This is a genomic window from Maricaulis sp., assembly GCF_048268525.1.
Lineage (GTDB): Bacteria > Pseudomonadota > Alphaproteobacteria > Caulobacterales > Maricaulaceae > Maricaulis.
On record NZ_JBLWVH010000007.1, the window covers coordinates 64,087 to 89,413 of the forward strand.

Below are 25,327 nucleotides of genomic sequence, written 5' to 3' on the forward strand. Positions count from 1 at the left end.
CGGGGGGCACCTAAACCGCCGGGTCCGAAGCCGGAATGGCACCACGATCCCGTCGCTTGCCAAGTGACAGCATCCACGCTCCGAAACCGATGAAGAGCAGGGTAAACCCGGCGAAGAAACCCAGCACGGTGACCGATCCCAGAGCCGCAAAGACCGCGACCACCACAAAGGACGAGACCAGTCGCATGCCGAGGCCGAGCGATTTTTCGTCCGGTTTGCGATTGAAGATCATGTCGCCAACCGCAATGGCGCCAAAGCCCATGCAAAGCAGCATGAAGGGCCAGAAAATAACCCACATGATCGGGATCAGCAGGACACCGATGACCGTGACCGCCAGCAGGACGGTCAGGACGACCAGGATGACCGGTGACAGGGCAAAGCCGATGAAGCCCAGGAAGCCGCTGACGACCGGCTGCTCGCGGAATTTGCGGGTGATCGCACGGGTACCACCCGGAGCGATCAACAAGGCCAGGGCGGCCAACAGGAAGGCGGCGCCAGGAATGAACAGGCCGAACACGGCCATTGACGGGAAGAAATCGAAGTCGAAATCGACATCCTCCCAGTCTTCCGCACCGAAATTGAACTCGGAATACTCGTAGTCATAAGTGCCGAATGTGGCGCCGTCGGCGATCACCGGATCGTTGGGTGAGCGGATGGTGAGCGTACCGCTCACGCGCGTGCCTGCGAGGATGTAGACCTCCTCGGCCATGATCTCGACATCATCCAGGAAAGTACCGGACAGGTGAATTTCACCACCTTCAATGTCGGCCAGCCCGTCGATCTGACCTTCCAGGTGGACGTCTCCGCCGACAATCTCGGCGGAACCGCCGATACGGCTGGATGTCGAAACCAGGATATAACCACCCGCCAGTTTGGCATCGCGGCCGATCTGACCGTCAACTTCGATATGGCCGGAGGCAGCGTTGAGAAAACCGGCGATTGTCCCTTCGATAAATGACTCGCCGCCGGCGAAATTGGCATCACCGCTGACTTGGGCATCGGAAAACACTTCGCCACCCGCCACATCGAGGTCATTGCCGATTGTGCCGGAGACATCGATCTCCCCGCCAACAAGCTGCACTGAGCCGCGGACATCGGCATTGACCTGGATGCTCCCGGCGACGCCCTTGATGTCACCATCGATCTGGCCGCGGACATCCATCTCTCCGCCCAGGAAGATAACATCACGACTGCTGCCTTCGACATTCACTTCACCGCCGATAACCTGAGCGGTCGCAGCACCGGTAATAAGGGTAATGGCCAGCCCCCCAGCCATTACCAAATTTCGCATCATATTGATGTTCATTGTCAAATCTCCCTGCGCCCCCCGGCGGTCAGGTCAGGATTAAAATACCGACTGCTCAAGGTCAGTCATCGATCAGGTCGTCGCAATCGCGCCCATTCCGCGGCTGGTAGTCAAGCCCGGAAACCTGGGCACCGGACTGTGTGACCGGTGCATTTTCCGACCAGACAGTAATGGTTCCGCGAACCCGGGCCGTATCAGTGAAAACGACGTCGATCGCGCAGATCTGGCCGCCGTTTTCCAGCGACCCGCTGATCTCGACATGTCCGCGATCCCGGTTTCGGCGATTACGATTGAGCTCTTTGGCAGAGACAAATGTGACCGGTCCAGTGGCTTCGCCGGTGAAACGAATGTCTTCAGCGTGGGCGTGAAGCTCGTCACCGAACCAGCCCCCAACTGTCATCTCGGCTGCAGCCAGGGCCGCCTCGCCTTCGACGCGACCGTCAAAATCAACCTCGGCGCCAGCTAGGCTAAGCTCGTCACCAACTGTGGCAGTGAATTGAATGTCACCGCCGGCAATCGACGCTTCACGACCAATACGGCCGGAAAAACTGATTTCGCCGCCAGCGATTGAAACATCGCCACCGACCTGGAGATCATCGGCATCAATATCGCCAGCCACGAGGCTGAGATCCCCGCCGATGCGACCGCGCAAATTCAAATCACCGGCCAGGCGGCTGTAATCGCCGTCGCGATCGAGGACGACATAGCCATCTGCAGTGCGGGCGGCATGGCCCCGCACCATCTTGCTGTCGCCGTCGCTGTCGCCATCGACCACGATCACGCAGCCCGATGTCATCAACGCAGTGGTCAGGGCCGTAGCGGCCAACAGGACCTTTTGCATGCAAGTCTCCGTTCCATTCAGGGTCATTTGAAGACCCGGTCAAACGCTCCCCAGCGTTGAATCGGAGCATACATTATCGAAAATCGATATCAACCGGTTTTTTCGTTTTTCGATAAATTATTTCCGTAAATCGCGATGTGGTGAGGGGGTTGTGGATGTGAATCATTCCTCCCCCTTCCCTATGCGTCAGCCGCGCGTAATATCGACGGTCAAACGAGCATCCGCCCTACAAGGATGCCGATGGGAGGATTTCATGGCTGACAGTGCAGCCGCCGGAGACATTCCGGCCGATACCGCCTTGCCGACCGAAGGTCAGGTTTATTCCGGCGGTGACTTCAATCTCAACCGGATCCGCAAATCCGTCTTCGCCGCCCTGCTCGATTCCAAGCGGCGGTATGGCAGCAAGAAGCTGGCTGCCGTCGATGCCGACGGGCGCGAACTGACCTTCGGCGACCTGACCAAGGCGGTGTTTGCCCTGGGCCACGCGCTCAAGGCCGGTACCGAGCCTGGAGAAGCCGTTGGTGTCCTTCTGCCCACCGGCGTCGGCGCCATCATCTCGTTCTACGCCGTGTCGGCCTATGGCCGCGTCCCGGCCATGCTGAACTTCACCGCTGGCGAGCGGGCGCTCAAAGCCGCCTGCCGGGCCTGCAAAGCCAAGCGGATTGTCACGGCCCGCCGTTTCATCGAGCTCGGCGAGCTCGAGGAACTCGAGGCGACCCTCAAGCAAGACCACGAGCTGATCTATCTCGAGGACGTTCGCGAGAACCTGTCGACGATGGACAAGGTCGCCGCAGCCGTCGGCATGGTTGCGCCCTTTCTGGTCCGCGCTCATCCGGATCCGGACAGTCCTGCGGTTTACCTGTTCACCTCCGGCACTGAAGGCGACCCGAAGGGCGTTGTCCTGAGCCATGCCAATCTTCTGGCCAATGTCGAGCAGGTCCGGGACCATATCCGCATCCTGCCGACCGACGTGCTGTTCAACCCCCTGCCCACCTTTCACTGCTTCGGACTGACGGGCGGCGTACTGGTGCCGCTGGGACTGGGTGTGCCGGCGATATGCCATCCCACGCCCCTTCAGGCCAAGACCATCGTCAAGCGTATCGCCGAAACCAAGGCGACGATCCTGTTCGCAACCGACACCTTCATGAACCAGTATGCCCGTGCCGCCGGGGCTGACGACCTGTCCTCCCTGCGCATGGCCGTCTGCGGTGCCGAAAGGGTGAAGGACGAAACGCGGTCCTCGCTGCGCCGACGCTTCAATCTGGAGATTGTCGAAGGCTATGGACTGACCGAGGCCGCCCCGGTGTTTTCGGTCAACCAGCCGGACAATAACCGCCCCGGCACCGTCGGCCAGATCATGGCCGGTTGTGAGGCTCGCCTGGTGCCGGTTCCCGGCATCAATGATGGCGGACAACTGCACATCAAGGGCCCGAATATCATGAAGGGCTATATCCGGCCGACTGCACCGCTGGAGCTGGAAGCACCGGTCGATGGCTGGCACGATACCGGCGATATCGTCTCGATTGATGACGAGGGTTTCATCTCGATCCGCGGGCGGGTGAAGCGTTTCGCCAAGCTGGGCGGCGAGATGGTGTCACTGGCCGTGGTGGAAAACTGTGCCACTTCGCTGTGGCCGGACAACATGCATGCCGCCGCCGCCATCCCGGACAAGCGCAAGGGCGAGCAGGTCATCCTGCTGACCGATTACGACAAGGCCGACCGCGGCGACCTCGTGGCCTTCGCCCGCAATCACGGCATTTCCGAACTCGCCATCCCGCGCAAGATCATCAAGGTCGACAGCATCCCGGTGCTGGGGACCGGCAAGACGGATTACGGCACGGTTCAGAAGACGGTCGAATCGCTGATGGCCGAGGCCGAAGCCCCGGTCACCGAGCCGGCCGAGTAGGCTGTGAGGGTTTCCGGGGTCTGACACATCCAGCCGGGACAAGGGGGCTTGGGATAGCTGGGCTTCCCGGTGGGAAGCGAATGCGCAGACCCCGAAAGGGGGCAGCGGGTCGGAAGGCCGGGTCAGACCCGGTCGCAGTCCCGCCCGTCCAGGGCTTCATAAGTGAAGCCGTCGCCATCGGGACGACGATCGGACACGATCCGCAAATCGCCCTCGACTGTGGCACCTCGGCGGATATTGACCTCTGCGGCGCAGATCAGGCCGCCCTGTTGCAATCGCCCGGCGATATCGACGCGGCCATTGCGGCTGTCATCACGACCCTGGCCACGGATTTGTACCGGTCCTGCGACATCAGCCCGCAGGATCATGCGGCCGCCATCCATCTCCAGAGCCCCGTCGATGCGGCCGTCCAGCGTAATACGACCGGCGGCAATCACGGCGTCGCCGCGGATGATGGCGTCAACATAGCCGGTCCCGGCGTCGATTTCGGCGTCGCCGGCGACTTCCCCGGTGAAGCGGACACGCCCGCCAGCTGCAAAGAGGTTTCCGCCGACGCGCGCATTCGAACGCACACTGGCACCAGCCAGATCAAGGTCACCACCAACATCGCCGTCAGCGCCGACGAACATGCCGGCGAACTCGGCATCACCGGGAACGTCGACATCGCGCGAGGCCACAAGGCCGGCGCTTTCTACGGAACGGTTCTCGCCATGGCCTGACACCGAATAGGTGCAGGCACTCAAGGCGATGGCGGTGGTGGCACAGATAAGGGATCGGGTCAGCATGGCATCCTCGCAAGGCTCTGGTTTGCCCCTAGGATGCGCGGCATTGCCAAATCGGATGCAACCACCTCACCTTTTCTGCATCGGCTAGATGTGGAGCGCACGTCCGTAAGCGTCGAGCACGCTCTCATGCATCATTTCCGACAGGGTCGGATGCGGGAAGACCGTGTGCATGAGTTCGGCCTCGGTGGTCTCCAGCTGGCGACCGACGACATAGCCCTGGATCATCTCGGTCACTTCCGGGCCGACCATATGGGCACCCAGAAGCTCACCGGTCTTGGCATCAAAAACGGTTTTCACCAGGCCCTGGTCATCGCCCAGGGCAATCGCCTTGCCATTGCCGACGAAGGGGAAGCGGCCGACTTTGACGTCGTGTCCCGCTTCCTTGGCCTTGGCTTCGGTCAGGCCGACAGAAGCGACTTGCGGGTGGCAATAGGTGCAGCCGGGAATATTACCGGTCTCGAAGGCGTGGACATTCTCGCCGGCGATCTTTTCGATGCAGACCACACCTTCGTGCGAAGCCTTGTGCGCCAGCCAGGGAGGGCCGGCGACGTCGCCAATGGCGTAGAGCCCCTTCACATTGGTGCGCCCGAAACCGTCATTGACCACATGGCCGCGATCAATCTTCACGCCCAGGGTCTCCAGACCCATATTCTCGATATTGGCAGCGATGCCGACGGCCATGATGACCTTCTCGACCTCGACGATCTCGACCTTGCCCTTGGCGTCCTTGACGTGGACCTTCACCGTCTTGGCCGTCTTTTCCAGCTTCTCGACCTGGGCCGAGACTTTCAGTTTCAGGCCCTGCTTCTTGAAGCTCTTGGCAGCAAAGGCAGAGATTTCCTCGTCCTCAACCGGCAGGACGCGGTCCATCATCTCGACCACCGTCACCTCGGCACCCATTGTCGAATAGAAGCTGGCGAATTCGATACCGATGGCGCCGGAGCCGATGACCAAAAGGGATTTGGGCATCTCGGTCGGCACCATGGCTTCTCGATAGGTCCAGATCTTGTCGCCATCCGGCTCGAGCCCGGCTTGCGGGATCGTACGGGCCCGCGCGCCAGTGGCGAGGATGACATGCTTGGCGGAATAGCGATCCTTGCCGACGACGACCGTGGGGGCATCCTTGCCCTTGTCCAGCGAGGCGGAGCCCTCGATCACCGTGATCTTGTGCTTCTTCATCAGCATGCCGATCCCGCCGGTCAGCCGTGAAGACACCTTGCGGGAGCGTTTGACCACAGCGTCAATGTCAAACCCGATCTTCTCGGCCGAGAGACCGAAATCAGCCGCGTTCTGCATGAGATGATAGACTTCCGCCGAGCGCAGCAGCGCCTTGGTCGGGATACATCCCCAGTTGAGGCAGATGCCGCCCAGCTTGTCGCGCTCCACTACGGCGGTCTTGAAGCCCAGCTGCGCAGCGCGGATCGCGGCCACATAGCCACCCGGGCCTCCACCGATCACGATCACGTCGAAAGCGCCTGCGCTCATGGCCATCCTCATTTATTTTGCATACGAAACAGATGCGTATAATCTGTTCGCGGGATAGCAGTTGCCCCCGTCCAGATCAATGGCGGACACGAAAACCCTGGCGGTGGATGCGGCGGCGGACCGGGCTACAGGTCCACAAGTTCCTGGGTCAGGTCGCTGTCGGGATTGTCGCCGGTATTGGTCACGCCGGCCTTCTCGATCAGCAGGATATGGACGGTTTCAGTCTGGGTGACGGGACGGTGGCGCACGCCCTTGGGGATCACACACAGCTCACCCGGGCCCAGCAGGACCGGGTCCTGTCCCTCGATCTCGATCTTCAGAATGCCCTGGCTGATGAAGAATAATTCGTCCTCATCCTCATGGCAGTGCCAGTCAAAACTGCCCTCGCCCTTGGCCAGCTTGAGCTCGTAATTGTCGAGTTTGGCGATCCGCTTGGGCGACCAGGGTTCGTCAAACTGGCTGTGCTTATCCACCAGCGAGATCACCTCTACCGTCATCTGTCCGCTCCCCTCGTGCGACTCACTATTCATTGTCGCTTATAGCAACGATTCTAGCGGCAAGCGGGAGCGCTTCGAAATGACCGGTATCAGTGATCTGAACGTCCTGTTGGCTGGATTGCGGCCTGAGCCGGACCCGGTGCGCTATGGATTTGTCACCGGTCCCGCTGCCCGCCTCGACCCGTTCGCGGGGCAGGCCCTGATGCGCTTTGTCGAGGCGGAGGGCGTGACCCTGATCCTGCCCTTCGACGACGCGCAGGCGGCGGGCCTGGAGCCGGTCTTTGCCTGTCGCCGGATCACGCTTGCCATCCATTCTTCGCTCGAAGCGGTTGGTTTCATGGCACATATCGCCGCGACGCTGGCCGCCGGGGGGATCGGCTGCAATCCGGTGGCCGGCTATTTCCACGACCATGTTTTCGTGCCTGAAGACCGGCTGGGCGACGCCCTCGCCGCCTTAAAGGCGCTGGCCCGTGCCAGCGGGCGCGAATTCGATTGACCGCGCACCCCGCCGGGCGTACCAGCGCGCACCCTGATCGATCGGACCCACGCGTTTGAGCCTTCTCCCATCGGGCCTGACCGGCCTGCCCGCCCTCGACATGGATACAGTCTGCGATGCCCTCGCGGGGCCCGGATATGTCGCGGTGCGCCTGACCGATACCGACATGCTGGCCGCCTTGCGCCTCGAGGCCGAATCTCTTTGGCAGGAAGACGCCCTCACCCTGGCCGGCATTGGCCGCGCCGATGATCACGAGCTGATCGCCCGCGTCCGCCGCGACAAGACGAAATGGCTCGACGGCTCGACGCCGGGACAGACCGCCTGGCTGGCTTTCGCGGAAACCCTGCGCCGCGAGGTCAATGCGCGCTTGATGCTGGGCCTGTTCGCCTTCGAAGCGCATTTCGCGGTCTATGAGGCCGGCGCCTTCTACAAACGCCATCTCGACAGTTTCCGCGGCGCCCGAAACCGGGTCCTTTCCACGGTGCTCTACCTCAATCCCCATTGGCGTGAAGGCGATGGCGGCCATTTGCGCATCTATGGCGAGGGCGATGTCGTCCTCACCGAACTGCGTCCGGAATTCGGCACGCTGGTCATCTTCCTGTCCGAGGAAATCCCGCACGAGGTGACGGTCTCTCACCGCGAGCGCTTCTCGATTGCCGGCTGGCATCGCTGCAATGATCGAGGCCTAGCCCCGGCGCTGCAGGTCAGGGCCCTGCCGATTGCACCCTAGACTATCCCAGTGCACCGGCAGGCGTCGGTCGGCCCTCATCGTCCAGGGCAACCATCACATAATCCGCCGTGCCGACCTTGCGGCGCTCGCCGGTCATCAGGTTTTCGGCCTCGGCCAGAACGCTGACCGTCATCGAGGTGCGGCCAACCTTGATGACCTCGGCGATGACATCCAGCATTTCGCCTTCACGCGTCGGCGCGATGAAGTCGATCTTGTCGGAGGCCGCCATGCCGACATCGAAACGCGTATGGCGCGAGGCGGCGATGTAGGCGGCCTTGCCCATGATCGACATGGCATTGCCACCAAACAACTGCCCGAGATGATTGGTATCACCCGGGAAGACGAGTTGCAGCGTGCGCGCATAGGCCGGAGGGCTGGGCGCAAAATTCGGGGCGGCGTCGGGCGATGGCGGCAGTCGGTCAGGATTGGTCTTGCGGTCCGCGGCGACCATGGTGAAGGCGCCGCGCGTGCACACATGACGCGCGCCGGTGGTCAGGTCCTCCGCCGCCAGCTCGACATCGACGATGAGCGAGGTGCGGCCGACCATGCGCACCTGTCCGGTCAGTTCGATCAGATTGCCGACATGGACCGGTGCCACGAAATCCAGCTTGTCACAGGAGGCGGTCACGAACGGCCGCCGGGCATGACGCGCCGCGACCAGAAAGGCGATCTTGTCCATCTCCGCCATCGCCGCGCCACCGAAATAGGAGCCCTGGTGATTGCTCTGGTCGGGGAAGACGAGATCGGTATGACGGATTTCGGCGAGATGTCGGGGCTGGGTCATGGGGATGGTCTCACTTTGTCGGTGATTTCTGACGACCGGCGCTTGCGCACACCCGCCCATTGATCGCTTGCCGAGACGACGCCTCAGCGTGTTTCTTCAGTCAAGGGGCATGCCCGCAGCGCGGCGCCTTCGGCGCCCTTGACTGAAGAAACACGCTGAGGCCTGCTGGCTGCCAAGAGACCAATGTCCCTTTCCGCGCGACGCGCCGTATCTCGACGAACCAAAGCGACTAACCTGCAAAGACTGTCCACCAAACGAGAAATCCGAGCCCGCCGAAGACGGCGATCCGGTAAAGCCATCCGCCGAACCCTACGCGCAGGCGGGTTGTTGAAACTACGACGTCCGCCGGAAGCGATTTCCATCCGGAACACCACGCATTGAGACCGATATTCCACCACTCGCCGCCATGCTGGAACTGGACGACACGGCCGGAGACAAACCCCAGCACGGATTTGAGGCGATAGTGCCGAAGGTTTTCGACGTCCTCAAACCTGAATTCCCGTCCGTTGAAACAAATTGCTTCATCTGAAAATGCAGCCTTGCCCCTCTGGGCAAAGACCCATTTCAAGCTGGTCGACGGGGGACCATCAAATCCGTTTGCCAGCTTGCCCATGCAGGAACAGTGTTCGGTCACGCCCGCACCTACATCAACATCGTCATCGGGTCTTCGACATAGGTCTTGAAGGCCTGCAGCCATTTCGCACCGGTGGCGCCGTCGACGACGCGGTGGTCGCAGGTCAGCGTCACCGTCATCACCATGGCGATGGCCAGGGCGCCGTCCTTGACGACCGGGCGCTGCTCGCCGGCCCCGACCGACAGGATCATGCCCTGCGGCGGATTGATGATGGAGGCGAAGCTGTCGATGCCGAACATGCCCAGATTGGACAGCGAGAAGGTGCCGCCCTGGAATTCTTCCGGCTTCAGCTTGCGATCACGGGCGCGTGCCGCGAGGTCTTTTGACTCGCGGGAGATCTGCACCAGGCCCTTTTGATCCGCATCGGCGATGATCGGGGTGATCAAGCCGCCTTCAATGGCCACGGCCATGGAGACATCGGCATGCTTGTGACGGGCAATCATCCCGCCCTCGATCCAGGACGAGTTGGCGGCCGGGACCTTCTTCAGGGCCAGGCCGGAGGCCTTGATCAGGATGTCATTGACCGAAACCTTGTCGCCATCCTTCTCGGCGGCGGCATTGATGCGCTTGCGGAAATCCATCAGCGCGTCGATGCGGCAATCGACCGTCAGCGGGAAATGCGGGATGTCGCGGAAGCTGTCCGACAGGCGCTTGGCCGAAATCTTGGTGATCCCGTCGGCTTTCTCGACGTCATAGCGGTCGCGGGCAATGCCATAGGCCTTGAGCGGATCGTCCATGTCGACGGGCTTGGCGGCGGGGGCATCCGAGGCCGTGGAAGCGGCGGACGGCTGGGCGTTCTCGACATCGCGCTTGACGATCCGGCCATACGGGCCTGATCCGTCGATGGTTTTGAGGTCCAGACCCTTGTCGGCGGCGATGCGCTTGGCGAGCGGGCTGGCCTTGATGCGGTTCTCGCCGCCCTCGACGGCGCCCCCTTCGTCTCCGCCTTTGGCGGAGCCACTTCCCCCGCTCGCGGGGGCAGAAACAAGCTCGGATTTTCCTCCACCGCTTGCGGGGGCGGTGTCAGCGGAGCTGACGGAGGGGGCCGGCGCCGCCGGCGCCGGGGCAGAAACCTCTGTCTCACCCTCTTCCAGAAGGATGGCGATCACGGCATTGACCTTGACGCCCTCGGTGCCGTCCTCGACCAGGATCTTGCCGACCGTGCCTTCATCGACGGCTTCGACTTCCATCGTCGCCTTGTCGGTCTCGATCTCGGCCAGGACCATGCCGCTTTCCACGACATCGCCTTCCTTGACGTGCCATTTGGCGAGCGTGCCCTCTTCCATGGTGGGCGACAGGGCGGGCATCAGGATTTCAATCGACATGGTTTCAGTCCTCGCCTCAGGCGTCATTGGCGCCCGGTTGGGCCAGTTCGGGGTTGATCTTGGAAGCGTTCGTTTCCCAGTTCGCGCCGTCGAATTCCTCGAAGCGCAGCTGGAGGTCGGCATCGACGTCGAGCGCGCGCAGATTGACGCTCCAACCATCAGGATGCGAGCGCGGCACATAGAAGCTCTTCACGCCGCATTTCGAGCAGAACAGGTGCTTGGCCTCATGCGTGCCGAATGTGTAGGTGGTCAGGCTCTCGGCGCCGCGCTCGATCTTGAAGTCCGGCTTTTCCACGATGAGGTGGATGAAACCGGTCTTGGCACAGATCGAGCAATTGCACGACAGGGCGACGACACTGTCCGGCAGGTTCACGGCAAAGCCGACCTCACCGCAATGACACTCACCATGGCGCCAGGATTTGGTGGGGGAGTTGGTCATGTATCCTCGCCGAAAATCGTTCGCACCTTTGGTTCATCCAGCGCGAGAATGTGAATGCATTCCTGTATGGTCAGAATAACCCAATGCCGAGCCTTCGCGTCAGGCTTGTCAAAAACAATCTCATTCTCGACAAAACCGGAGATGACAGGGGAATTGAGCACTTCAAACATGTTGACCGACGTCAGACGCAAGAGCTGGTCTTGGTGCCTCTCATCCTCAACTATGCAGTGCCAGAGCGGCGTGGAGACGAACTCACAGGCAAAAGAGTCTTGGCGATCATTTTCGCGCGACATCAGTTTCAGCGAAAGCTCCCCGAGTTCCGCGTGACAGGAGATGAAGTCGTACGTCCCGGGCGGAATGGCTGGCTTCCACTCCCTGAATTCTGATTTCGAAAAATCGAACACAACTCCTACTCCGCGTAGCAGACGGCCTTCACCGCCTTCACGATATCATCCACGCCCGGCAAAGAGAGCTTTTCCAGATTGCCGGCATAGGGCAGAGGGACGTCTTCCTGGTGGACGCGGGCGGGCGGAGCGTCGAGATAGTCGAAGGCTTCGGCGGTGACGACAGCAGCGATCTCGGCACCGACACCCATGCGGCCCCAACCCTCTTCGGCGCAGACGATGCGATTGGTCTTCTTGACCGATTCCACCACGGTATCCGTGTCCAGCGGACGCAAGGTGCGCAGGTCGATCACCTCGGCGTCGATGCCCTCGCCGGCCAGGATCTCGGCAGCCTCAAGCGCGTAACCCACCATGCGGGAATGCGCGGTGATGGTGACGTCGGAACCCGAGCGGCGGATTTTGGCCTTGCCGATCGGCAGGACCCAGTCTTCCACGTCCGGCACGTCAAAGCTCTCGCCATAAATGAGCTCGTGCTCGAGGAAGACGACCGGGTTGGGATCGCGAATAGCGGCCTTCATCAGGCCCTTGGCGTCGGCCGCGTCATAGGGCGCAACGACTTTCAGGCCCGGCACATTGGCGTACCAGGAGGAATAGTCGTGGCTGTGCTGGGCACCGACGCGGCTGGCGGCGCCATTGGGACCGCGGAAAACGATCGGACAGCCCATCTGGCCGCCGGACATGTAGAGCGTCTTGGCGGCGGAGTTGATGATGTGGTCGATGGCCTGCATGGCGAAGTTGAAGGTCATGAACTCAACGACCGGCTTCAGCCCGTTGAAGGCCGCGCCGACACCCAGGCCGGCAAAGCCGTGCTCGGTGATCGGCGTGTCAACGACGCGCTTGGGACCGAACTCGTCCAAGAGGCCGCGCGTGACCTTGTAGGCGCCCTGGTATTCGGCGACTTCCTCACCCATCACGAAGACGGTGTCATCGCGGCGCATCTCCTCGGCCATCGCATCGCGCAGCGCGTCGCGGACCGTGGTGGAGATCATTTTCGTGCCTTCGGGCACTTCAGGATCGGAGGCCTCCGGGCGGCTATAGTCGATGATCTCCGGCTCGGCATCCGAGGTGTCAGAGTCACTGTCGGTGTCGCTGTCGGCATCATCGGAGCCATTGGCGGCCGGTGTCTCGTCCTTCGCCTCTGCCTTGGACGTCGGCGCCTCGAGAGCGCTGGCATCCTCACCATCTTCGGCCAGAATGGCGATCGGCGCGTTGACCTTCACATTCTCGGTGCCTGCGGCGACCAGGAGCTTGGCAACCACGCCCTCCTCGACCGCTTCGACTTCCATCGTCGCCTTGTCGGTTTCGATCTCGGCAATCACGTCACCGCTCTCGACGGTGTCGCCTTCCTTGATGTTCCACTTGGCGAGCGTGCCCTCTTCCATCGTGGGAGAAAGGGCCGGCATAAGGATTTCAATCGACATGGCTCTACCTGTCCTGTGTCAAATCTTGTCGTGCGCCGGAGACCGGCACGGCATCAACCGTTGGCGGCTTCGGGTTTGTACCGCAGGGCGTGCTCGCGCATCTTCCCGGCAAATTCCATCAGCGTGTTCATCGGGCGGATCAGCACTTCGATGCGGACCATCCGGCCTTCATCATTGAGGGTGATCTTGTCGATCCCTACGAGGCCCTTGCCCTCCACCGTGCCGGTGAATTCAAGCATCAGCTCATTGCCGTTCACCCATTCCTGGCGATAGTCGAAGCCTTCAACCACCGTGATCACACCCATCAGGATGTGAAGCAGGTAATGCTTGTCAGCCGAGGGTTTCCACACGACCGGCGAATGCAGCTCGCAGCCCTCGGCAATGATCGAGGCCAAGCGGTTGGCATCGCGCTCACGCACAGCCTGGTGCCAATTGTCGAGGAAGTGTTTGACTTGCGGTGTCATGATCAGACCTCCACCAGTACGTCGGTGTAGAGCTCGCTCGGGTCCGGTTCGGGGCTGTCCTTGGCGAACTGGGCGGCTTCGTTGACGATCGCCTTGACGTCCTTGTCGAGCGCCTTGAGCTCGTCTTCGGTCGCGTGCTTGCCTTCAACCAGACGCTTCTTGATCAGGTCGATCGGGTCGTGGTGCGAGCGGATGTCGTCGACCTCCTCGCGGGTGCGGTATTTGGCCGGATCGGACATGGAGTGACCGCGATAACGGTAGGTCTTCATCTCCAGGATATAGGGGCCATTACCACCACGGGCGTGCTTGACGGCTTTCTCGGCAGCGCGCTTGACCGCTTCGACATCCATGCCGTCGACTTCCTCGCCGGGAATGCCGAAGGAGATGCCGCGCTTGTGCAGCGCCGTTTCCGAGGAGGCGCGCTTGACCGAGGTGCCCATGGCATACTGGTTGTTCTCGATCACATAGATGACCGGCAGGTTCCACAGCTTGGCCATGTTGAAGCTCTCATAGACCTGGCCCTGATTGGCCGCGCCGTCGCCGAAATAGGCGACCGAGAGCTTGCCGTTATTCTTGTACCAGTCGGCAAAACCCAGACCCGTGCCCAGCGCCACCTGGGCGCCGACAATGCCGTGACCGCCATAAAATTGCTTGTCGCGGGAGAACATGTGCATCGAGCCGCCCTTGCCGCGCGAATAGCCGCCCTCGCGGCCGGTCAGCTCGGCCATGACGCCTTTCGGGTCCATGCCGCAGGCCAGCATGTGCGCGTGGTCGCGATAGCCAGTGATGACCTGGTCGCCCTCTTCCAGCGCCGCCTGGATGCCCGTGACGACCGCTTCCTGGCCGATATAGAGGTGACAGAAGCCGGCGATCAGGCCCATGCCATAGAGCTGGCCGGCCTTTTCCTCGAAGCGGCGCATCATCAGCATGTCGCGATAATACTGAAGCAACTCGTCTTTTCCGGCGGTTCCCGGCGCGACGGTCTTGGTCGTTTTGGCAGCCGACTTGGATGCGGCGGTCTTGCTAGTGCGCTTGCTGGTCATTAATTCGCACGCGAAATATATTCTTCGCGCTCCCATCTGACGTCCATCGCCGCATAGCAGATGACGCACTGCACGGGCAAGCGCGAAGCGGTGATTCACTCAAATGGGGAAAAGCGGTTCATCGTGACCCGCCGCGTTCAGCGACGGTCTTCGGTATCGATCTCGACGATGAATTCACGCGGATGGGCGACATTGAGAATGTCGCGGGCCCGCTCCTCGACATAGTCGAGATCGAGGCTGTCGGAGCGCAGGCGGGCCGCGGTATCCTCGAGCGCCTCACGCTCGGCAACGGCCAGGGCCAGCTCTGCCTCGGCTTCGCTGATCTCGGTCTCGACCACGATCCAGTTCAACACACCCTGCTCACCCGTCAGTGCGTGATAGCCGAAATAGGCAATCGCGACGGTCAGCAATGCTGTTGTGGAAAAGCGCTTGATCGCGTCCAAAACCCATACACCCTCTTTGAGACCGGCGCTTTTTGCACCGTGTTCTTCTGCAAGGGTGATTCAACACGATCACACTTTAGGAGTCGTGAATCCGGGATTCAGGTCTGGGTAAGGGATTGGGCCGGATTGGGGCTGGATGATGGCCCCGATTTGTCATCCCCGTGGGATGTCCGGCGAAGGCCGGACGCACGACGGGGACCTAACAGGTTGCAGGCACATAGGTCCCTGACTTTCGCCCCGCCTGCGCGGGGCGTCCATCAGGGATGACAAAAATTGAAAAGTGCCGCTGACGCCTAGCTGGCCAGACCGGACGGTCCGGCAAACATGCCCGTCTCACCCAGAAGGCTCTCGATTCGCAGCAGCTGGTTGTACTTGGCCGTACGGTCAGAGCGGGCCAGCGAGCCGGTCTTGATCTGCCCGCAATTGGTGGCGACGGCGAGGTCGGCGATGGTGGCGTCCTCGGTTTCGCCGGAACGGTGGCTCATCACGGCGCCATAGCCCGAGCGCAGTGCCATGTCGACCGCGTCCAGGGTCTCCGACAGCGTGCCGATCTGGTTGACCTTGACCAGGATCGCGTTGGCGGCACCGGTCTCGATGCCCTTGGCGAGGCGCTCGGGATTGGTGACGAAGAGATCATCACCGACCAGCTGGCATTTCCCGTCGAGGCGCTGTGTCAACGCACGCCAGCCATCCCAGTCATCCTCGGCCATGCCGTCCTCGATCGAAACGATCGGATATTTATTGGCCAGCTTTTCCAGATATTTGGCAAAGCCGTCGGCGTCGTGGCTCTCATCGGCGCCTTCCAGCACATACTGGCCGTCCTTGTAGAATTCGGTCGAAGCGACATCGAGGGCCAGGGCGACGTCCTCGCCCGGCTTGTAGCCGGCTGCCTCGATGGCATCCATGATCACGTCGAGCGCCTGCTCGGCCGAGCGAAGATGCGGCGCGAAACCGCCCTCATCGCCGACATTGGTGTTCAGGCCGTCGGCCTTCAGGCGCGACTTCAACGCATGGAAGACCTCGGCACCGCAGCGCAGGGCTTCGGAGAAGCTGGGCAGGCCGACCGGCATGATCATGAATTCCTGGAAGTCGATCGGATTGTCGGCATGGGCGCCGCCATTGATGATGTTCATCATCGGGGTCGGCAGGACGCGCGCATTCATGCCGCCGATATAGCGATAGAGCGGCAGACCCTGAACGTCGGCAGCGGCATGGGCGGTCGCGAGCGACACGCCCAGCATAGCATTGGCGCCCAGGCGGGCCTTGTTCGCGGTGCCATCCAGCTCGATCATCGCCTCATCAATGCGGCGCTGATCCTCGGCATCCATGCCGGCGATGGCTTCGAAGATCTCGCCCTCGACCAGGTCGCAGGCTTTCAGGACACCCTTGCCGCCATAGCGCTCGTCGCCATCACGCATCTCAACGGCCTCATGGGCACCGGTCGAGGCGCCCGACGGGACAGCGGCCCGACCGAAGGAACCGTCTTCCAGCAAAACATCGACTTCAACCGTCGGATTGCCGCGGCTGTCGAGGATTTCGCGTGCGATGATGTCGGTGATGGCGGTCATGGGACTCTCTTCAAGGTAAGGGCGCGTTGGGCGCTTCATAACCAAGGCTGGCCCATACGCAAGCCCGCCGGTGCGGGTAATGCGTCGTGTTACCGCGAACACCCGAAATTAGTGCGCTCGACTGTCCTGTTCATCGAACCCTGCGGTCTAAAACAGTCCTTCTACTTCACCCTCAGCATTGAGGTGGATGTCCAGCGCTGCCGGCTTCCGCGGCAGGCCGGGCATGGTCATGATCGCGCCGCAGACCGCCACCACGAAACCGGCCCCCGCCGACAGGCGAACTTCGCGCACGGGCAGTTCATGACCTTCCGGCGCCCCGGTCAGGGCCGGATCGGCCGAGAAGGAATACTGCGTCTTGGCCATGCACACGGGCAGATGCCCGTATCCGGCCTCCTGCCAGCGCTCCAGTTGCAGGCGCGCCGAGCGTTCAAACACCACCGATCCAGCGCGGTAGATGGATTTGGCCACGGTCTCGATCTTGTCGACCAGCGGCATGTCGTCCGGATAAAGGGGGGCGAACCGGCTCTGGCCGCCTTCCACGAGCTCGCTGACAGCTTCGGCCAGTTTTTCCGTGCCCTGCCCGCCTTCGGCCCAATGGGTCGCCAGGATCGCCTTCACGCCACGCGCTTCGCAAAAAGTCTGGACGGCCGCGACCTCCGCCTCGCTGTCAGCCGTGAAATGGTTGATCGCGACAACGACCGGAACGCCGAATTTGGCCATGTTCTCGATATGGCGACCCAGATTGGCGCAGCCGGCCTCGACCGCTGCGACATTCTCGCTGCCGAGCTGATCCTTCGGGATCCCGCCATTCATTTTCAGTGCCCGGATCGTGGCGACCAGGACGGCGGCCGACGGTTCCAGCCCGCCCTTGCGACATTTGATGTCGAAGAATTTTTCGGCCCCGAGATCCGCCCCGAACCCGGCCTCGGTGACCACATAATCGGCCAGACGCAGCGCCGTGTCAGTGGCGACCAGCGTGTTGCAGCCATGGGCGATATTGGCGAAGGGACCGCCATGGATGAAGGTCGGCGTGTGCTCCAGCGTCTGCACCAGATTGGGCTGGAAGGCGTCCTTCAGGAGAACCGTCATCGCTCCGGCGGCACCGATATCGCGCGCCGTGACCCGGCTGCGATCGGCCCGTTCGGCGACGACGATATTGCCCAACCGGTCTTCCAGGTCCGCCAGATCGCGGGCCAGGCACAGGATCGCCATGACTTCGGAGGCCACGGTAATGTCAAACCCACCCTCGCGCGGCGTGCCATGAGCCGGCCCGCCCAGCCCGGTGACCAGATTGCGCAGGGAGCGGTCATTCATGTCGAGAACGCGGCGCAACGCGATGCGGCGGCTGTCAATCTGCTGCTCATTGCCCCAATGGACATGATTGTCGACCAAGGCAGCGAGCAGGTTGTGGGCCGATGTAATGGCGTGGAAATCGCCGGTGAAATGGAGATTGATATCCTCCATCGGCACGACCTGGGCCATGCCGCCGCCGGCCGCCCCGCCCTTCATGCCGAAGCAGGGACCCAAGGACGGCTCGCGCAAGCAGATGGCGACCTTCTTGCCGATCCGGGAGAGGCCATCGCCGAGACCGACTGTGGTCGTGGTCTTGCCCTCACCCGCCGGGGTCGGGCTGATCGCGGTGACAAGTATCAGCTTGCCGCGTTGGCGCTCTTGCAGCGTAGCGATGAAGTCGCCGGAAACCTTGGCCTTTGACCGACCGAACGGGATGATCGCATCTTCGGGAATACCCAGCCCCGTCGCAATTTCGGCCATGGGTTTCAAGTTCGCCGCACGGGCGATTTCGATATCACTGCGCATGTCGTCCCCTGTCGATTGGTCGCCGACAGTTTGGGGAAGTTGCGGGCTTGTGCAAGCGCCAGGCGCAAGCGCGCAAAGAAAAACGCGCCCGGCAATGGCCAAGCGCGTTTTCTTGTCAGATTTGTGACCAGCGGGCCGGTCAGCCTGCGACGACTCAGTCGTCCTTCGGCTCGAGGATCTGGCGACCGCGATACATGCCCGACTTCAGGTCGACATGGTGCGGACGGCGCAGCTCACCGCTGTCCTTGTCTTCGATATAGACCGGGCTCGACAGGGCGTCGTGGGCCCGGCGCATGCCGCGTTTGCTCGGCGTCGTTTTTCTTTTAGGGACGGCCATTGAGCCTCTCCAGCGCTATGAATCAGTGGTCGGGACAGCTTTCACCATCCGTTCGAGCCGCGCCGTATACAGGCTTAATCAACGCGGTGCAAGCATGGCGCGCGGCCTGATGCAGGCCGCGCTGCCAATCACGTCAGCCGCCGGCGGGATGGCTGACCGATCCGCCCATCGAACTGCGACCATGCCGGGATGGTGGATTGCCATGAATACGGATCGACGCGCCCATGCTGGCCGAGCTGTCTGACGCCTCCGTGGCGTGAGCCGACACCGACGCGCCGGTCGACGCATCCACTTCAACCCGGGCACAGACAAGACCGCGCGCATTCAGCGATGTGCCGGTGGAGGCGTCGATCTCCAGCGCCCCACAACGGCCGGACAGCCGGACGGAGCTTCCCGTGGAAGCATCGACCTCGAGCTGGTCGGAATCGATCTCCGAGATCTCGGCCCGGATCCCGCGGCCGAACTCCAGCGCCTCGATCGCCGGCATGGTGACCTGAACAACGACGTCGAGGCTGTGGCGGCGCGAAAACCAGCCAGTGTCCTGGTCTATTTCAAGCGTGCCGCGATCAACTTCGGTTTCAATATCGCTGAAGTCATCGGCATCCCCGATCAGCTCGACGGAGAATGTCTCACCCTGCACAACGACCAGCTCAAAACCGCCATTGGCGTCGATGGCGGTGAAGCCGGCCAGGTCGCGGCCCTCGCTGTCCTGGGCGAAGCCCGGAGCGGCAAGGCTCAGCGCTGCCAGGGCCGTGCTGGCGAGGATGGTGAGGCGTTCAAAACGCATGGCAGTCTCCTTGATCCCGTTTGATCCCTTGGCCACATGATAGCGGCATTGTCCTGCGGATGCGTGTGACAATGGGTTTAGATGCACGGGCGATGTAAAAAACCGCGACCGCCACCGGGGAAGACGATGAAGCTCGAAGAATTTGGCCAATGGTCACGGCGCATCGCCGACTGGTCCGTGCGCTATCTCGAATCACTGCGAGACCGGCCGGTACGGGCCCGGACCAGGCCGGGAGACGTGCTCGGCGCCCTGCCCGTCACGCCGCCCGAAGAGGCCACCGACATGGCCGAAATCTTCGCCGATTTCGAACGGATCGTCCCCGACGCCATGACCCACTGGCAGCATCCACGCTTCTTTGCCTATTTCCCGGCCAATGCCGCGCCGGCATCCATGCTCGCCGAACAGCTCGTCTCGACCATGGCGGCGCAATGCATGCTGTGGCAGACCTCGCCGGCCGCGACCGAGATGGAAACCCGCATGGTGGATTGGTTGCGCCAGGCGGTCGGCCTGCCCGATGGCTGGCGCGGCGTGATCCAGGACAGTGCCTCCTCGGCCACCCTCTCCGCGATCATGACCATGCGTGAACGGGCGCTGGACTGGCGCGGCATTCGTACAGGCCTGGCAGGAGAAAAGGCACCACGCATTTATGCCTCGGCGCAGACGCATTCCTCAGTCGACAAGGCCTGCTGGGTGGCGGGGGTCGGTCAGGACAATCTGGTCAAGATCGCCACCACCGATGATTTCGGCATGAATCCGGAGGCCCTGCGCGCGGCCATCCAGGCCGACCGCGCCGCCGGACATCTGCCTGCCGGCATCGTGATCTGCGTCGGCGGGACCTCGATCGGCGCCAGCGATCCGGTGGCGGCGATCATCGAGGTCGCGCAAGCCGAGGGCCTCTACACCCATATCGATGCCGCCTGGGCCGGCTCGGCGATGATCTGTCCGGAATTGCGCCATGTCTGGGAAGGTGCAGAGAAGGCCGACTCGATCGTCTTCAACCCGCACAAATGGCTCGGCGCCCAGTTCGATTGTTCGGTGCAATTCCTCAAGGATCCCACCGACCAGCTCAAATCCCTCACCCTGCGACCGGATTATCTGGAAACGCCGGGCATGGATGACGCCGTCAATTATTCCGAATGGACCATCCCGCTCGGCCGCCGCTTCCGCGCCCTCAAGCTCTGGTTCCTGATCCGCGCCTACGGGCTGGAGGGGCTTCGCACCCGCATCCGCAACCATATCGCCTGGTCAAACGAGGCCTGCGAGGCGATCCGCGCCCTGCCCGGCCTGGAGATTGTCACCGAGCCCCGCTTCAGCCTGTTCAGCTTTGCCTGCAAGGCCGGCGATGAAGCGACCGCGGACCTGCTGGAACGCATCAACAGCGACGGCCGCACCTATCTCACCCAGACCCGCCATGACGGCCGCTATGTGATCCGCTTCCAGGTCGGGCAGTTTGATTGCACGCGGGACGATGTGATGGAGGCTGTGGAGGTGGTGGGGGAGCTGGGGGCGCTGTAATTTTGTCATCCCTGTCGGATGTCCGGCTCAGGCCGGACGCAGTACAGGGACCTATGTGGTGGCGACCAGCTAGCTCCCTGACTTTCGCCCGGCCTTCGCCGGGCGTCCATCAGGGATGACAAACAGGTGCGTGAGGTTCTCGCCCCTAAACCATCCGGCTCTGTTCCAGCGCTGCCGCAATAAAGCTCGCAAACAGCGGATGCGGTTCGAAGGGGCGGGATTTGAGTTCCGGGTGGAATTGCACGCCGATGAACCAGGGATGGTCCTCGATTTCGACGATTTCAGGCAGGACGCCATCGGGTGACAGGCCGGAGAAGGTCAGGCCGCAGGATTCCAGCTGGTCCTTGTAGCCGACATTGACCTCATAGCGGTGGCGGTGACGCTCTTCGATATGGGCCTGGCCGTAGATCTCGCGGACCTTGGAGCCTTCCTTGAGGACCGCCGGATAGGCGCCCAGACGCATCGTGCCACCCATGTCGTCACCGGCGGAGCGGGTCTCGACTTCATTGCCCCGCGTCCATTCGGTGAGCAGACCGATCACCGACTCGCCGCTGTCGGAAAATTCTGTTGAGACGGCATTCTCGACACCAGCCAGGTTGCGGGCCGCTTCCAGCACCGCCATCTGCATGCCGTAGCAAATCCCGAAGAAGGGAACCTTGCGCTCGCGGGCAAAGCGGGCCGCGGCGATCTTGCCTTCGACACCGCGCTCGCCAAAGCCACCGGGGACGAGCACGCCGTGCACGTCTTCGAGCGGTTCGAACGGGTCGTCTTTTTCGAACTGCTCACTGTCGAGCCATTTGAGTTTGACCTTCACCCCGTTGGCGATGCCGCCATGGGCGAGCGCTTCGATCAGCGACTTATACGCGTCCAGCAGGCCGACATATTTGCCGACCACACCGATCGTCACTTCACCATCGGGATTGGCGATGGTCTCGGAGATGCCCTGCCAGCGTGACAGGTCCGGCGCCGGTGCGTCATCAATGCCGAAGCAGCGCAGGATCTCGGTGTCGAGGCCCTGGGAATGGTATTCCAGCGGCACATCATAGAGCGAGGCCGCATCACGGCCCTCGATCACGGCGCTTTCCTTGACGTTACAGAACAGGCCGATTTTGCGCTTGTCACCCGGCGGGATCGGGATCTCGCAACGACACAGCAGGATATCCGGCTGGATACCGATCGAGCGCAGCTCTTTCACCGAGTGTTGGGTCGGCTTGGTCTTCATCTCGCCGGCGACCTTGATGAAAGGCAGCAGGGTGACGTGCAGGAAGACCGCATTGCCCTCACCCAGCTCTTGGCCGAGTTGGCGGATCGCTTCGAAGAAGGGCAGGCCCTCGATATCACCGACCGTTCCGCCGATCTCGCAAAGCACGAAATCGACATCGCCGGCGTCGGAGAGGACGAATTGTTTGATCTGGTCGGTAACGTGCGGAATGACCTGCACCGTCGCACCAAGATAGTCGCCGCGGCGCTCGCGCTCGATGATGCGCGAATAGATGCGGCCGGTGGTGATATTATCGGCCTGGCTCGCGGCAACGCCGGTGAAGCGCTCATAATGACCCAGGTCGAGGTCGGCTTCGGCCCCGTCATCGGTCACATAGCACTCGCCATGCTGATAGGGCGACATCGTGCCCGGATCAACGTTGAGATAGGGGTCCAGCTTGCGCAGGCGGACTTTATATCCACGCGCCTGAAGCAGGGCTCCGATAGCGGCTGAAGCGAGGCCTTTTCCCAAGGAGGAGACCACGCCGCCCGTAATAAAGATATATCGCGGCATGGGCCGTCTGATTATCCCAGATTCGGACGCGTCGAAAGACGCGAGTTGAAATATGTGATGATTAAGTGCGCGACGGCCTAGCCGTCGGTCGGCACAGGAGCGCCCGTTTCGTCCTGCTCGATAACGCCGATCGCCGGATTGTCGATCTCGGTATCGAACACGCTGGTACCGTCTGCCGCAACGCCGGTCACGATCGCCAACAGGATCGAGTTGCCGATGAAGACCGCGCCGAGGATCATCGTCGTGCGGGTCAGGATGTTGGCCGCGCCGCGACCGGACATCATGCCCCCGCCGCCGCCGCCGCCACCGATACCCAGGGCACCGCCTTCAGACCGCTGCAGCAGAATGACGCCAATGAGACCAAGGGCGACCAGGAGCTGGATGATCAAAAGGACTGTGGTCATGAATACCGCCATAAATCGGGCCGGGCCGACCCAATGGGCGGCTCAACCTGTTATATAAGGAGTTTCCGGTGCGATGCCAGCACCGCCCGGTCACATGGCGGCGCGTTTTATAGCAGGTGACCCGTCTTGACCAGCGCCGACTGCGGTATCCGCTGCGGCTTCACTGGCTGCCAGGTCCGCCTTTCGCTTCGCGGCCTCGGCTCGCGCCTGCAGGCGCTTGCGGAGATTGGCGACGGTCCTGCCGATCTCGTCCTTCGACCGCTCGATGGTATCGCCATTGGCGAAGGCAGCGTAGGAGCCCATGGCCAGTTCCTTGACCAGTTTCAACGTTCCGGTTTCGGCATTGCGGCCATCACCCAGCGTACCGATCTGGTCAATCAGCGCTTCGGCCACTTCTGCCGCTTCACGGCGGCCAGCTCGGATCACATGGGCGCGCAGCTCGCGCGCGGCCCGCTGGAGGTCATTGACATCGAGCGCGACCGGCACCTTGCCGTCCGACTGCTTCGACGCTTCGAGTTCCACTGAAATCACAATGCGCATGGCAACGCGGCGTACCCGTTCAGACGTGATTACCTCACGCGCTTCATGAACTTGCTGGCGCCCGTTATTGAGTGCCGCCTCGTCATTTTCGACGGTGGCCTTGAGGAAGTTGGGAACTGAAATCGGCACCGCATCGGTTGACCGATCGGCATCCTTGCGGCGATCGGGACCGATATAGTCGGACGTGACGATGAAATCCTTGCGACCCTTGATCAGGGTCCGGACCCGCTCCTCGGCGAACATGGTCGAGAAGGGCCGCACGATGACATCATCAGCGCCGCATTCGATTGCCTTGCGGATATGGCCGGTGTCGCGACTCCAAGTGGTCAGAAGCATCACCACGAAAGGATTGGAGCCAAGTTCGCTGCGGCGGACACTGCGAACAAGATTGAATATCTCGGTATCGGTCGCGCTTGATTCGGCCACGATCATGGCCGGTGCACTGTCTGTGATCGCCGATTTGAAATCAGGCAGCGATGCGACGCATTCAATCTGCCGGAAGCCGATCTCGAACAACGCATAGCGCGAAGTCCGCTGGTTCACATGCACAGGATCAAACAGGAGCACGGGTGCCCGGGCGTAGTCGATTTCGGCCATACTCGGTTCGGCTCCAGCAACGGCTAACGGAAACTCATTACAGGAGCGTGACGCAAATTGGTTTCAATCCACTTACCGCGCGAGTTGTGTTCCCGAACCGGCTGCCCTGACGATGGCACTGAAATCAGTCACATCAAGGCTGGCTCCACCGACCAGCGCACCGTCCACATCGGCTAGGGAAAGAAGCGCTTCGGCATTGTCGGGCTTCACCGAACCGCCATAAAGAATACAAGTGGTTAGTGGATTTTTCAGCCGCTCGCGAATGGCCGCGTGCATCTCGGCAACGTCGGTCAATGAGGCCGTCAAACCGGTGCCGATCGCCCACACCGGCTCATAAGCTATTACTAAATCCACGATTGCAGAATTTTCCGGCAACGACCCCGCCAATTGACGCGCCACAACCTCGACAGCCTGTCCGGCTTCCCGTTCGGTGAGCGTTTCGCCGACACAGATGACGGGAACAAGGCCGGCCGCGGAAGCGGCAGCAGCCTTGGCCTGCACATCCATGTCGCGCTCCCCGTGCCCGGCCCGGCGCTCCGAATGACCGAGGATGACATGGCTTGCACCGGCATCGCGCAGCATTGGTGCCGAGATGTCTCCGGTATGGGCACCGCTATTGCGCGCGTGACAGTCCTGGCCGCCGACCCGGATCCGGGTCCCGCGACAGGCTTGTGCAACCGGATGGATCAGGGTTGCCGGCGGACAGACCAGGACTTCCGCCGCTGAGTCCGCCGCGACGGGCGCGAGCTCCCTGAAATAGTCGAGCGAGCCGGTAAGCCCGTTCATTTTCCAATTGCCTGCTATGAGTGTGCGCCGCGACATCAAGCCTCCCCGAAAAGCCTATCCGGCTCCCCGCCGGAGCGGCAGGAGTACTCATCAAATCCGGCTCGGGCAACGCCCTGCACCCACAAACGCAGGCCAACCGCCCCTGACGCTTGCGACTGCCATACCTCGCCGCTACCTTCCGCGCGACGTTTTTCAAAG

The 25,327-nt window shown here is 62.0% G+C and carries 26 protein-coding genes; 4 read left to right on the forward strand and 22 right to left on the reverse strand.

The window, feature by feature from the left end:
* Positions 1–10 precede the first annotated feature (10 nt).
* Positions 11–1,306: a hypothetical protein gene (locus tag ACN0X9_RS05715; RefSeq protein WP_417486651.1), complete on the reverse strand. Its 1,296-nt coding sequence runs from the start codon at positions 1,304–1,306 to the stop codon at positions 11–13.
* Positions 1,307–1,367: 61 nt separating this feature from the next.
* Complete coding sequence (locus tag ACN0X9_RS05720; protein ID WP_417486652.1) at positions 1,368–2,147, reverse strand: hypothetical protein; 780 nt, start codon at positions 2,145–2,147, stop codon at positions 1,368–1,370.
* 253 nt (positions 2,148–2,400) lie between these two features.
* Here ACN0X9_RS05720 and ACN0X9_RS05725 point away from each other — a divergent pair, with 253 nt between their 5' ends.
* Positions 2,401–4,053 (forward strand): AMP-binding protein, encoded by a 1,653-nt coding sequence (locus tag ACN0X9_RS05725; RefSeq protein WP_417486653.1) that lies wholly within the window; start codon positions 2,401–2,403, stop codon positions 4,051–4,053.
* Between the two features lie 122 nt (positions 4,054–4,175).
* Here the strand turns inward: ACN0X9_RS05725 and ACN0X9_RS05730 are convergent, their stop codons facing one another.
* From ACN0X9_RS05730 to ACN0X9_RS05740, 3 genes are all read right to left on the reverse strand, one after another.
* Entirely contained in the window at positions 4,176–4,838 is a 663-nt protein-coding gene (locus ACN0X9_RS05730) for a hypothetical protein (RefSeq protein ID WP_417486654.1), read from the reverse strand.
* 84 nt (positions 4,839–4,922) lie between these two features.
* Positions 4,923–6,323: a dihydrolipoyl dehydrogenase gene (gene lpdA / locus ACN0X9_RS05735; RefSeq protein WP_417486655.1), complete on the reverse strand. Its 1,401-nt coding sequence runs from the start codon at positions 6,321–6,323 to the stop codon at positions 4,923–4,925.
* Between the two features lie 125 nt (positions 6,324–6,448).
* Positions 6,449–6,820 (reverse strand): cupin domain-containing protein, encoded by a 372-nt coding sequence (locus ACN0X9_RS05740; RefSeq protein ID WP_417486656.1) that lies wholly within the window; start codon positions 6,818–6,820, stop codon positions 6,449–6,451.
* Positions 6,821–6,899: 79 nt separating this feature from the next.
* Here ACN0X9_RS05740 and ACN0X9_RS05745 point away from each other — a divergent pair, with 79 nt between their 5' ends.
* The gene (locus tag ACN0X9_RS05745) at positions 6,900–7,316 is read left to right on the forward strand and encodes an ACT domain-containing protein (RefSeq protein WP_417486657.1); all 417 of its coding nucleotides are present in this window, start codon (positions 6,900–6,902) and stop codon (positions 7,314–7,316) included.
* A gap of 55 nt (positions 7,317–7,371) precedes the next feature.
* Positions 7,372–8,046 (forward strand): 2OG-Fe(II) oxygenase, encoded by a 675-nt coding sequence (locus ACN0X9_RS05750; protein ID WP_417486658.1) that lies wholly within the window; start codon positions 7,372–7,374, stop codon positions 8,044–8,046.
* Position 8,047: 1 nt separating this feature from the next.
* On the opposite strand, the gene ACN0X9_RS05755 is transcribed toward ACN0X9_RS05750, so the two are convergent.
* The 13 genes from ACN0X9_RS05755 to ACN0X9_RS05815 all read right to left on the reverse strand — a co-directional run bounded on the left by ACN0X9_RS05755 (position 8,048) and on the right by ACN0X9_RS05815 (position 19,513).
* Positions 8,048–8,830 (reverse strand): acyl-CoA thioesterase, encoded by a 783-nt coding sequence (locus tag ACN0X9_RS05755; RefSeq protein ID WP_417486659.1) that lies wholly within the window; start codon positions 8,828–8,830, stop codon positions 8,048–8,050.
* A gap of 229 nt (positions 8,831–9,059) precedes the next feature.
* On the reverse strand, positions 9,060–9,464 hold the full coding sequence (locus tag ACN0X9_RS05760) for a hypothetical protein (RefSeq protein ID WP_417486660.1): 405 nt from the start codon (positions 9,462–9,464) through the stop codon (positions 9,060–9,062).
* Positions 9,465–9,472: 8 nt separating this feature from the next.
* The gene (locus tag ACN0X9_RS05765; RefSeq protein WP_417486661.1) at positions 9,473–10,789 is read right to left on the reverse strand and encodes a pyruvate dehydrogenase complex dihydrolipoamide acetyltransferase; all 1,317 of its coding nucleotides are present in this window, start codon (positions 10,787–10,789) and stop codon (positions 9,473–9,475) included.
* 16 nt (positions 10,790–10,805) lie between these two features.
* Positions 10,806–11,228, reverse strand: a complete 423-nt coding sequence (locus tag ACN0X9_RS05770) for a GFA family protein (RefSeq protein ID WP_417486662.1) — start codon at positions 11,226–11,228, stop codon at positions 10,806–10,808.
* Positions 11,225–11,632 carry a hypothetical protein gene (locus ACN0X9_RS05775; RefSeq protein ID WP_143742971.1) on the reverse strand — a complete coding sequence of 136 codons (408 nt, stop codon included), beginning with the start codon at positions 11,630–11,632 and terminating at the stop codon, positions 11,225–11,227. The genes ACN0X9_RS05770 and ACN0X9_RS05775 overlap by 4 nt, the downstream gene beginning before the upstream one ends.
* Positions 11,633–11,637: 5 nt before the next feature.
* Positions 11,638–13,053, reverse strand: coding sequence for a pyruvate dehydrogenase complex E1 component subunit beta (locus ACN0X9_RS05780; RefSeq protein WP_417486663.1), 1,416 nt, complete (start codon positions 13,051–13,053; stop codon positions 11,638–11,640).
* 53 nt (positions 13,054–13,106) lie between these two features.
* On the reverse strand, positions 13,107–13,517 hold the full coding sequence (locus ACN0X9_RS05785; protein ID WP_417486664.1) for a nuclear transport factor 2 family protein: 411 nt from the start codon (positions 13,515–13,517) through the stop codon (positions 13,107–13,109).
* Between the two features lie 2 nt (positions 13,518–13,519).
* Positions 13,520–14,560, reverse strand: coding sequence for a pyruvate dehydrogenase (acetyl-transferring) E1 component subunit alpha (gene pdhA, locus ACN0X9_RS05790; RefSeq protein WP_417486665.1), 1,041 nt, complete (start codon positions 14,558–14,560; stop codon positions 13,520–13,522).
* Positions 14,561–14,697: 137 nt separating this feature from the next.
* The gene (locus tag ACN0X9_RS05795) at positions 14,698–15,003 is read right to left on the reverse strand and encodes an FtsB family cell division protein (RefSeq protein ID WP_417486666.1); all 306 of its coding nucleotides are present in this window, start codon (positions 15,001–15,003) and stop codon (positions 14,698–14,700) included.
* 293 nt (positions 15,004–15,296) lie between these two features.
* Complete coding sequence (eno, locus tag ACN0X9_RS05800) at positions 15,297–16,571, reverse strand: phosphopyruvate hydratase (protein ID WP_417486667.1); 1,275 nt, start codon at positions 16,569–16,571, stop codon at positions 15,297–15,299.
* A gap of 147 nt (positions 16,572–16,718) precedes the next feature.
* Positions 16,719–18,389: a formate--tetrahydrofolate ligase gene (locus ACN0X9_RS05805; RefSeq protein WP_417486668.1), complete on the reverse strand. Its 1,671-nt coding sequence runs from the start codon at positions 18,387–18,389 to the stop codon at positions 16,719–16,721.
* Between the two features lie 154 nt (positions 18,390–18,543).
* Positions 18,544–18,726, reverse strand: a complete 183-nt coding sequence (gene rpmF, locus ACN0X9_RS05810) for a 50S ribosomal protein L32 (protein WP_011643350.1) — start codon at positions 18,724–18,726, stop codon at positions 18,544–18,546.
* A gap of 133 nt (positions 18,727–18,859) precedes the next feature.
* Complete coding sequence (locus tag ACN0X9_RS05815; RefSeq protein WP_417486669.1) at positions 18,860–19,513, reverse strand: head GIN domain-containing protein; 654 nt, start codon at positions 19,511–19,513, stop codon at positions 18,860–18,862.
* A 126-nt stretch (positions 19,514–19,639) separates the two neighbouring features.
* Between ACN0X9_RS05815 and ACN0X9_RS05820 the strand changes: the two genes are divergently transcribed.
* Entirely contained in the window at positions 19,640–21,028 is a 1,389-nt protein-coding gene (locus ACN0X9_RS05820; protein WP_417486670.1) for a pyridoxal phosphate-dependent decarboxylase family protein, read from the forward strand.
* 145 nt (positions 21,029–21,173) lie between these two features.
* On the opposite strand, the gene ACN0X9_RS05825 is transcribed toward ACN0X9_RS05820, so the two are convergent.
* From ACN0X9_RS05825 to tpiA, 4 genes are all read right to left on the reverse strand, one after another.
* A complete protein-coding gene (locus ACN0X9_RS05825; RefSeq protein ID WP_417486671.1) occupies positions 21,174–22,802 on the reverse strand; it encodes a CTP synthase in 1,629 nt (542 codons plus the stop codon).
* 77 nt (positions 22,803–22,879) lie between these two features.
* A complete protein-coding gene (secG, locus tag ACN0X9_RS05830) occupies positions 22,880–23,206 on the reverse strand; it encodes a preprotein translocase subunit SecG (protein WP_417486672.1) in 327 nt (108 codons plus the stop codon).
* Between the two features lie 90 nt (positions 23,207–23,296).
* Positions 23,297–24,343, reverse strand: coding sequence for a response regulator receiver protein (locus tag ACN0X9_RS05835; protein ID WP_417486673.1), 1,047 nt, complete (start codon positions 24,341–24,343; stop codon positions 23,297–23,299).
* A gap of 72 nt (positions 24,344–24,415) precedes the next feature.
* The gene (gene tpiA / locus ACN0X9_RS05840) at positions 24,416–25,165 is read right to left on the reverse strand and encodes a triose-phosphate isomerase (protein WP_417486674.1); all 750 of its coding nucleotides are present in this window, start codon (positions 25,163–25,165) and stop codon (positions 24,416–24,418) included.
* Between the last annotated feature and the right edge of the window lie 162 nt (positions 25,166–25,327).

Excerpts from the sequence above, each read along its gene's own strand:
- ACN0X9_RS05805 (WP_417486668.1), bottom strand. The coding sequence starts at position 18,389 with ATGCGCAGTGATATCGAAATCGCCCGTGCGGCGAACTTGAAACCCATG.
- ACN0X9_RS05715 (WP_417486651.1), bottom strand. The coding sequence starts at position 1,306 with ATGAACATCAATATGATGCGAAATTTGGTAATGGCTGGGGGGCTGGCC.
- ACN0X9_RS05815 (WP_417486669.1), bottom strand. The coding sequence starts at position 19,513 with ATGCGTTTTGAACGCCTCACCATCCTCGCCAGCACGGCCCTGGCAGCG.
- ACN0X9_RS05755 (WP_417486659.1), bottom strand. The coding sequence starts at position 8,830 with ATGACCCAGCCCCGACATCTCGCCGAAATCCGTCATACCGATCTCGTC.
- ACN0X9_RS05785 (WP_417486664.1), bottom strand. The coding sequence starts at position 13,517 with ATGACACCGCAAGTCAAACACTTCCTCGACAATTGGCACCAGGCTGTG.
- tpiA (WP_417486674.1), bottom strand. The coding sequence starts at position 25,165 with ATGTCGCGGCGCACACTCATAGCAGGCAATTGGAAAATGAACGGGCTT.
- eno (WP_417486667.1), bottom strand. The coding sequence starts at position 16,571 with ATGACCGCCATCACCGACATCATCGCACGCGAAATCCTCGACAGCCGC.
- ACN0X9_RS05720 (WP_417486652.1), bottom strand. The coding sequence starts at position 2,147 with ATGCAAAAGGTCCTGTTGGCCGCTACGGCCCTGACCACTGCGTTGATG.
- pdhA (WP_417486665.1), bottom strand. The coding sequence starts at position 14,560 with ATGACCAGCAAGCGCACTAGCAAGACCGCCGCATCCAAGTCGGCTGCC.
- rpmF (WP_011643350.1), bottom strand. The coding sequence starts at position 18,726 with ATGGCCGTCCCTAAAAGAAAAACGACGCCGAGCAAACGCGGCATGCGC.
- ACN0X9_RS05730 (WP_417486654.1), bottom strand. The coding sequence starts at position 4,838 with ATGCTGACCCGATCCCTTATCTGTGCCACCACCGCCATCGCCTTGAGT.
- ACN0X9_RS05770 (WP_417486662.1), bottom strand. The coding sequence starts at position 11,228 with ATGACCAACTCCCCCACCAAATCCTGGCGCCATGGTGAGTGTCATTGC.
- secG (WP_417486672.1), bottom strand. The coding sequence starts at position 23,206 with ATGACCACAGTCCTTTTGATCATCCAGCTCCTGGTCGCCCTTGGTCTC.
- ACN0X9_RS05780 (WP_417486663.1), bottom strand. The coding sequence starts at position 13,053 with ATGTCGATTGAAATCCTTATGCCGGCCCTTTCTCCCACGATGGAAGAG.
- ACN0X9_RS05835 (WP_417486673.1), bottom strand. The coding sequence starts at position 24,343 with ATGGCCGAAATCGACTACGCCCGGGCACCCGTGCTCCTGTTTGATCCT.
- ACN0X9_RS05725 (WP_417486653.1), top strand. The coding sequence starts at position 2,401 with ATGGCTGACAGTGCAGCCGCCGGAGACATTCCGGCCGATACCGCCTTG.
- lpdA (WP_417486655.1), bottom strand. The coding sequence starts at position 6,323 with ATGAGCGCAGGCGCTTTCGACGTGATCGTGATCGGTGGAGGCCCGGGT.
- ACN0X9_RS05765 (WP_417486661.1), bottom strand. The coding sequence starts at position 10,789 with ATGTCGATTGAAATCCTGATGCCCGCCCTGTCGCCCACCATGGAAGAG.
- ACN0X9_RS05820 (WP_417486670.1), top strand. The coding sequence starts at position 19,640 with ATGAAGCTCGAAGAATTTGGCCAATGGTCACGGCGCATCGCCGACTGG.
- ACN0X9_RS05740 (WP_417486656.1), bottom strand. The coding sequence starts at position 6,820 with ATGACGGTAGAGGTGATCTCGCTGGTGGATAAGCACAGCCAGTTTGAC.
- ACN0X9_RS05745 (WP_417486657.1), top strand. The coding sequence starts at position 6,900 with ATGACCGGTATCAGTGATCTGAACGTCCTGTTGGCTGGATTGCGGCCT.
- ACN0X9_RS05825 (WP_417486671.1), bottom strand. The coding sequence starts at position 22,802 with ATGCCGCGATATATCTTTATTACGGGCGGCGTGGTCTCCTCCTTGGGA.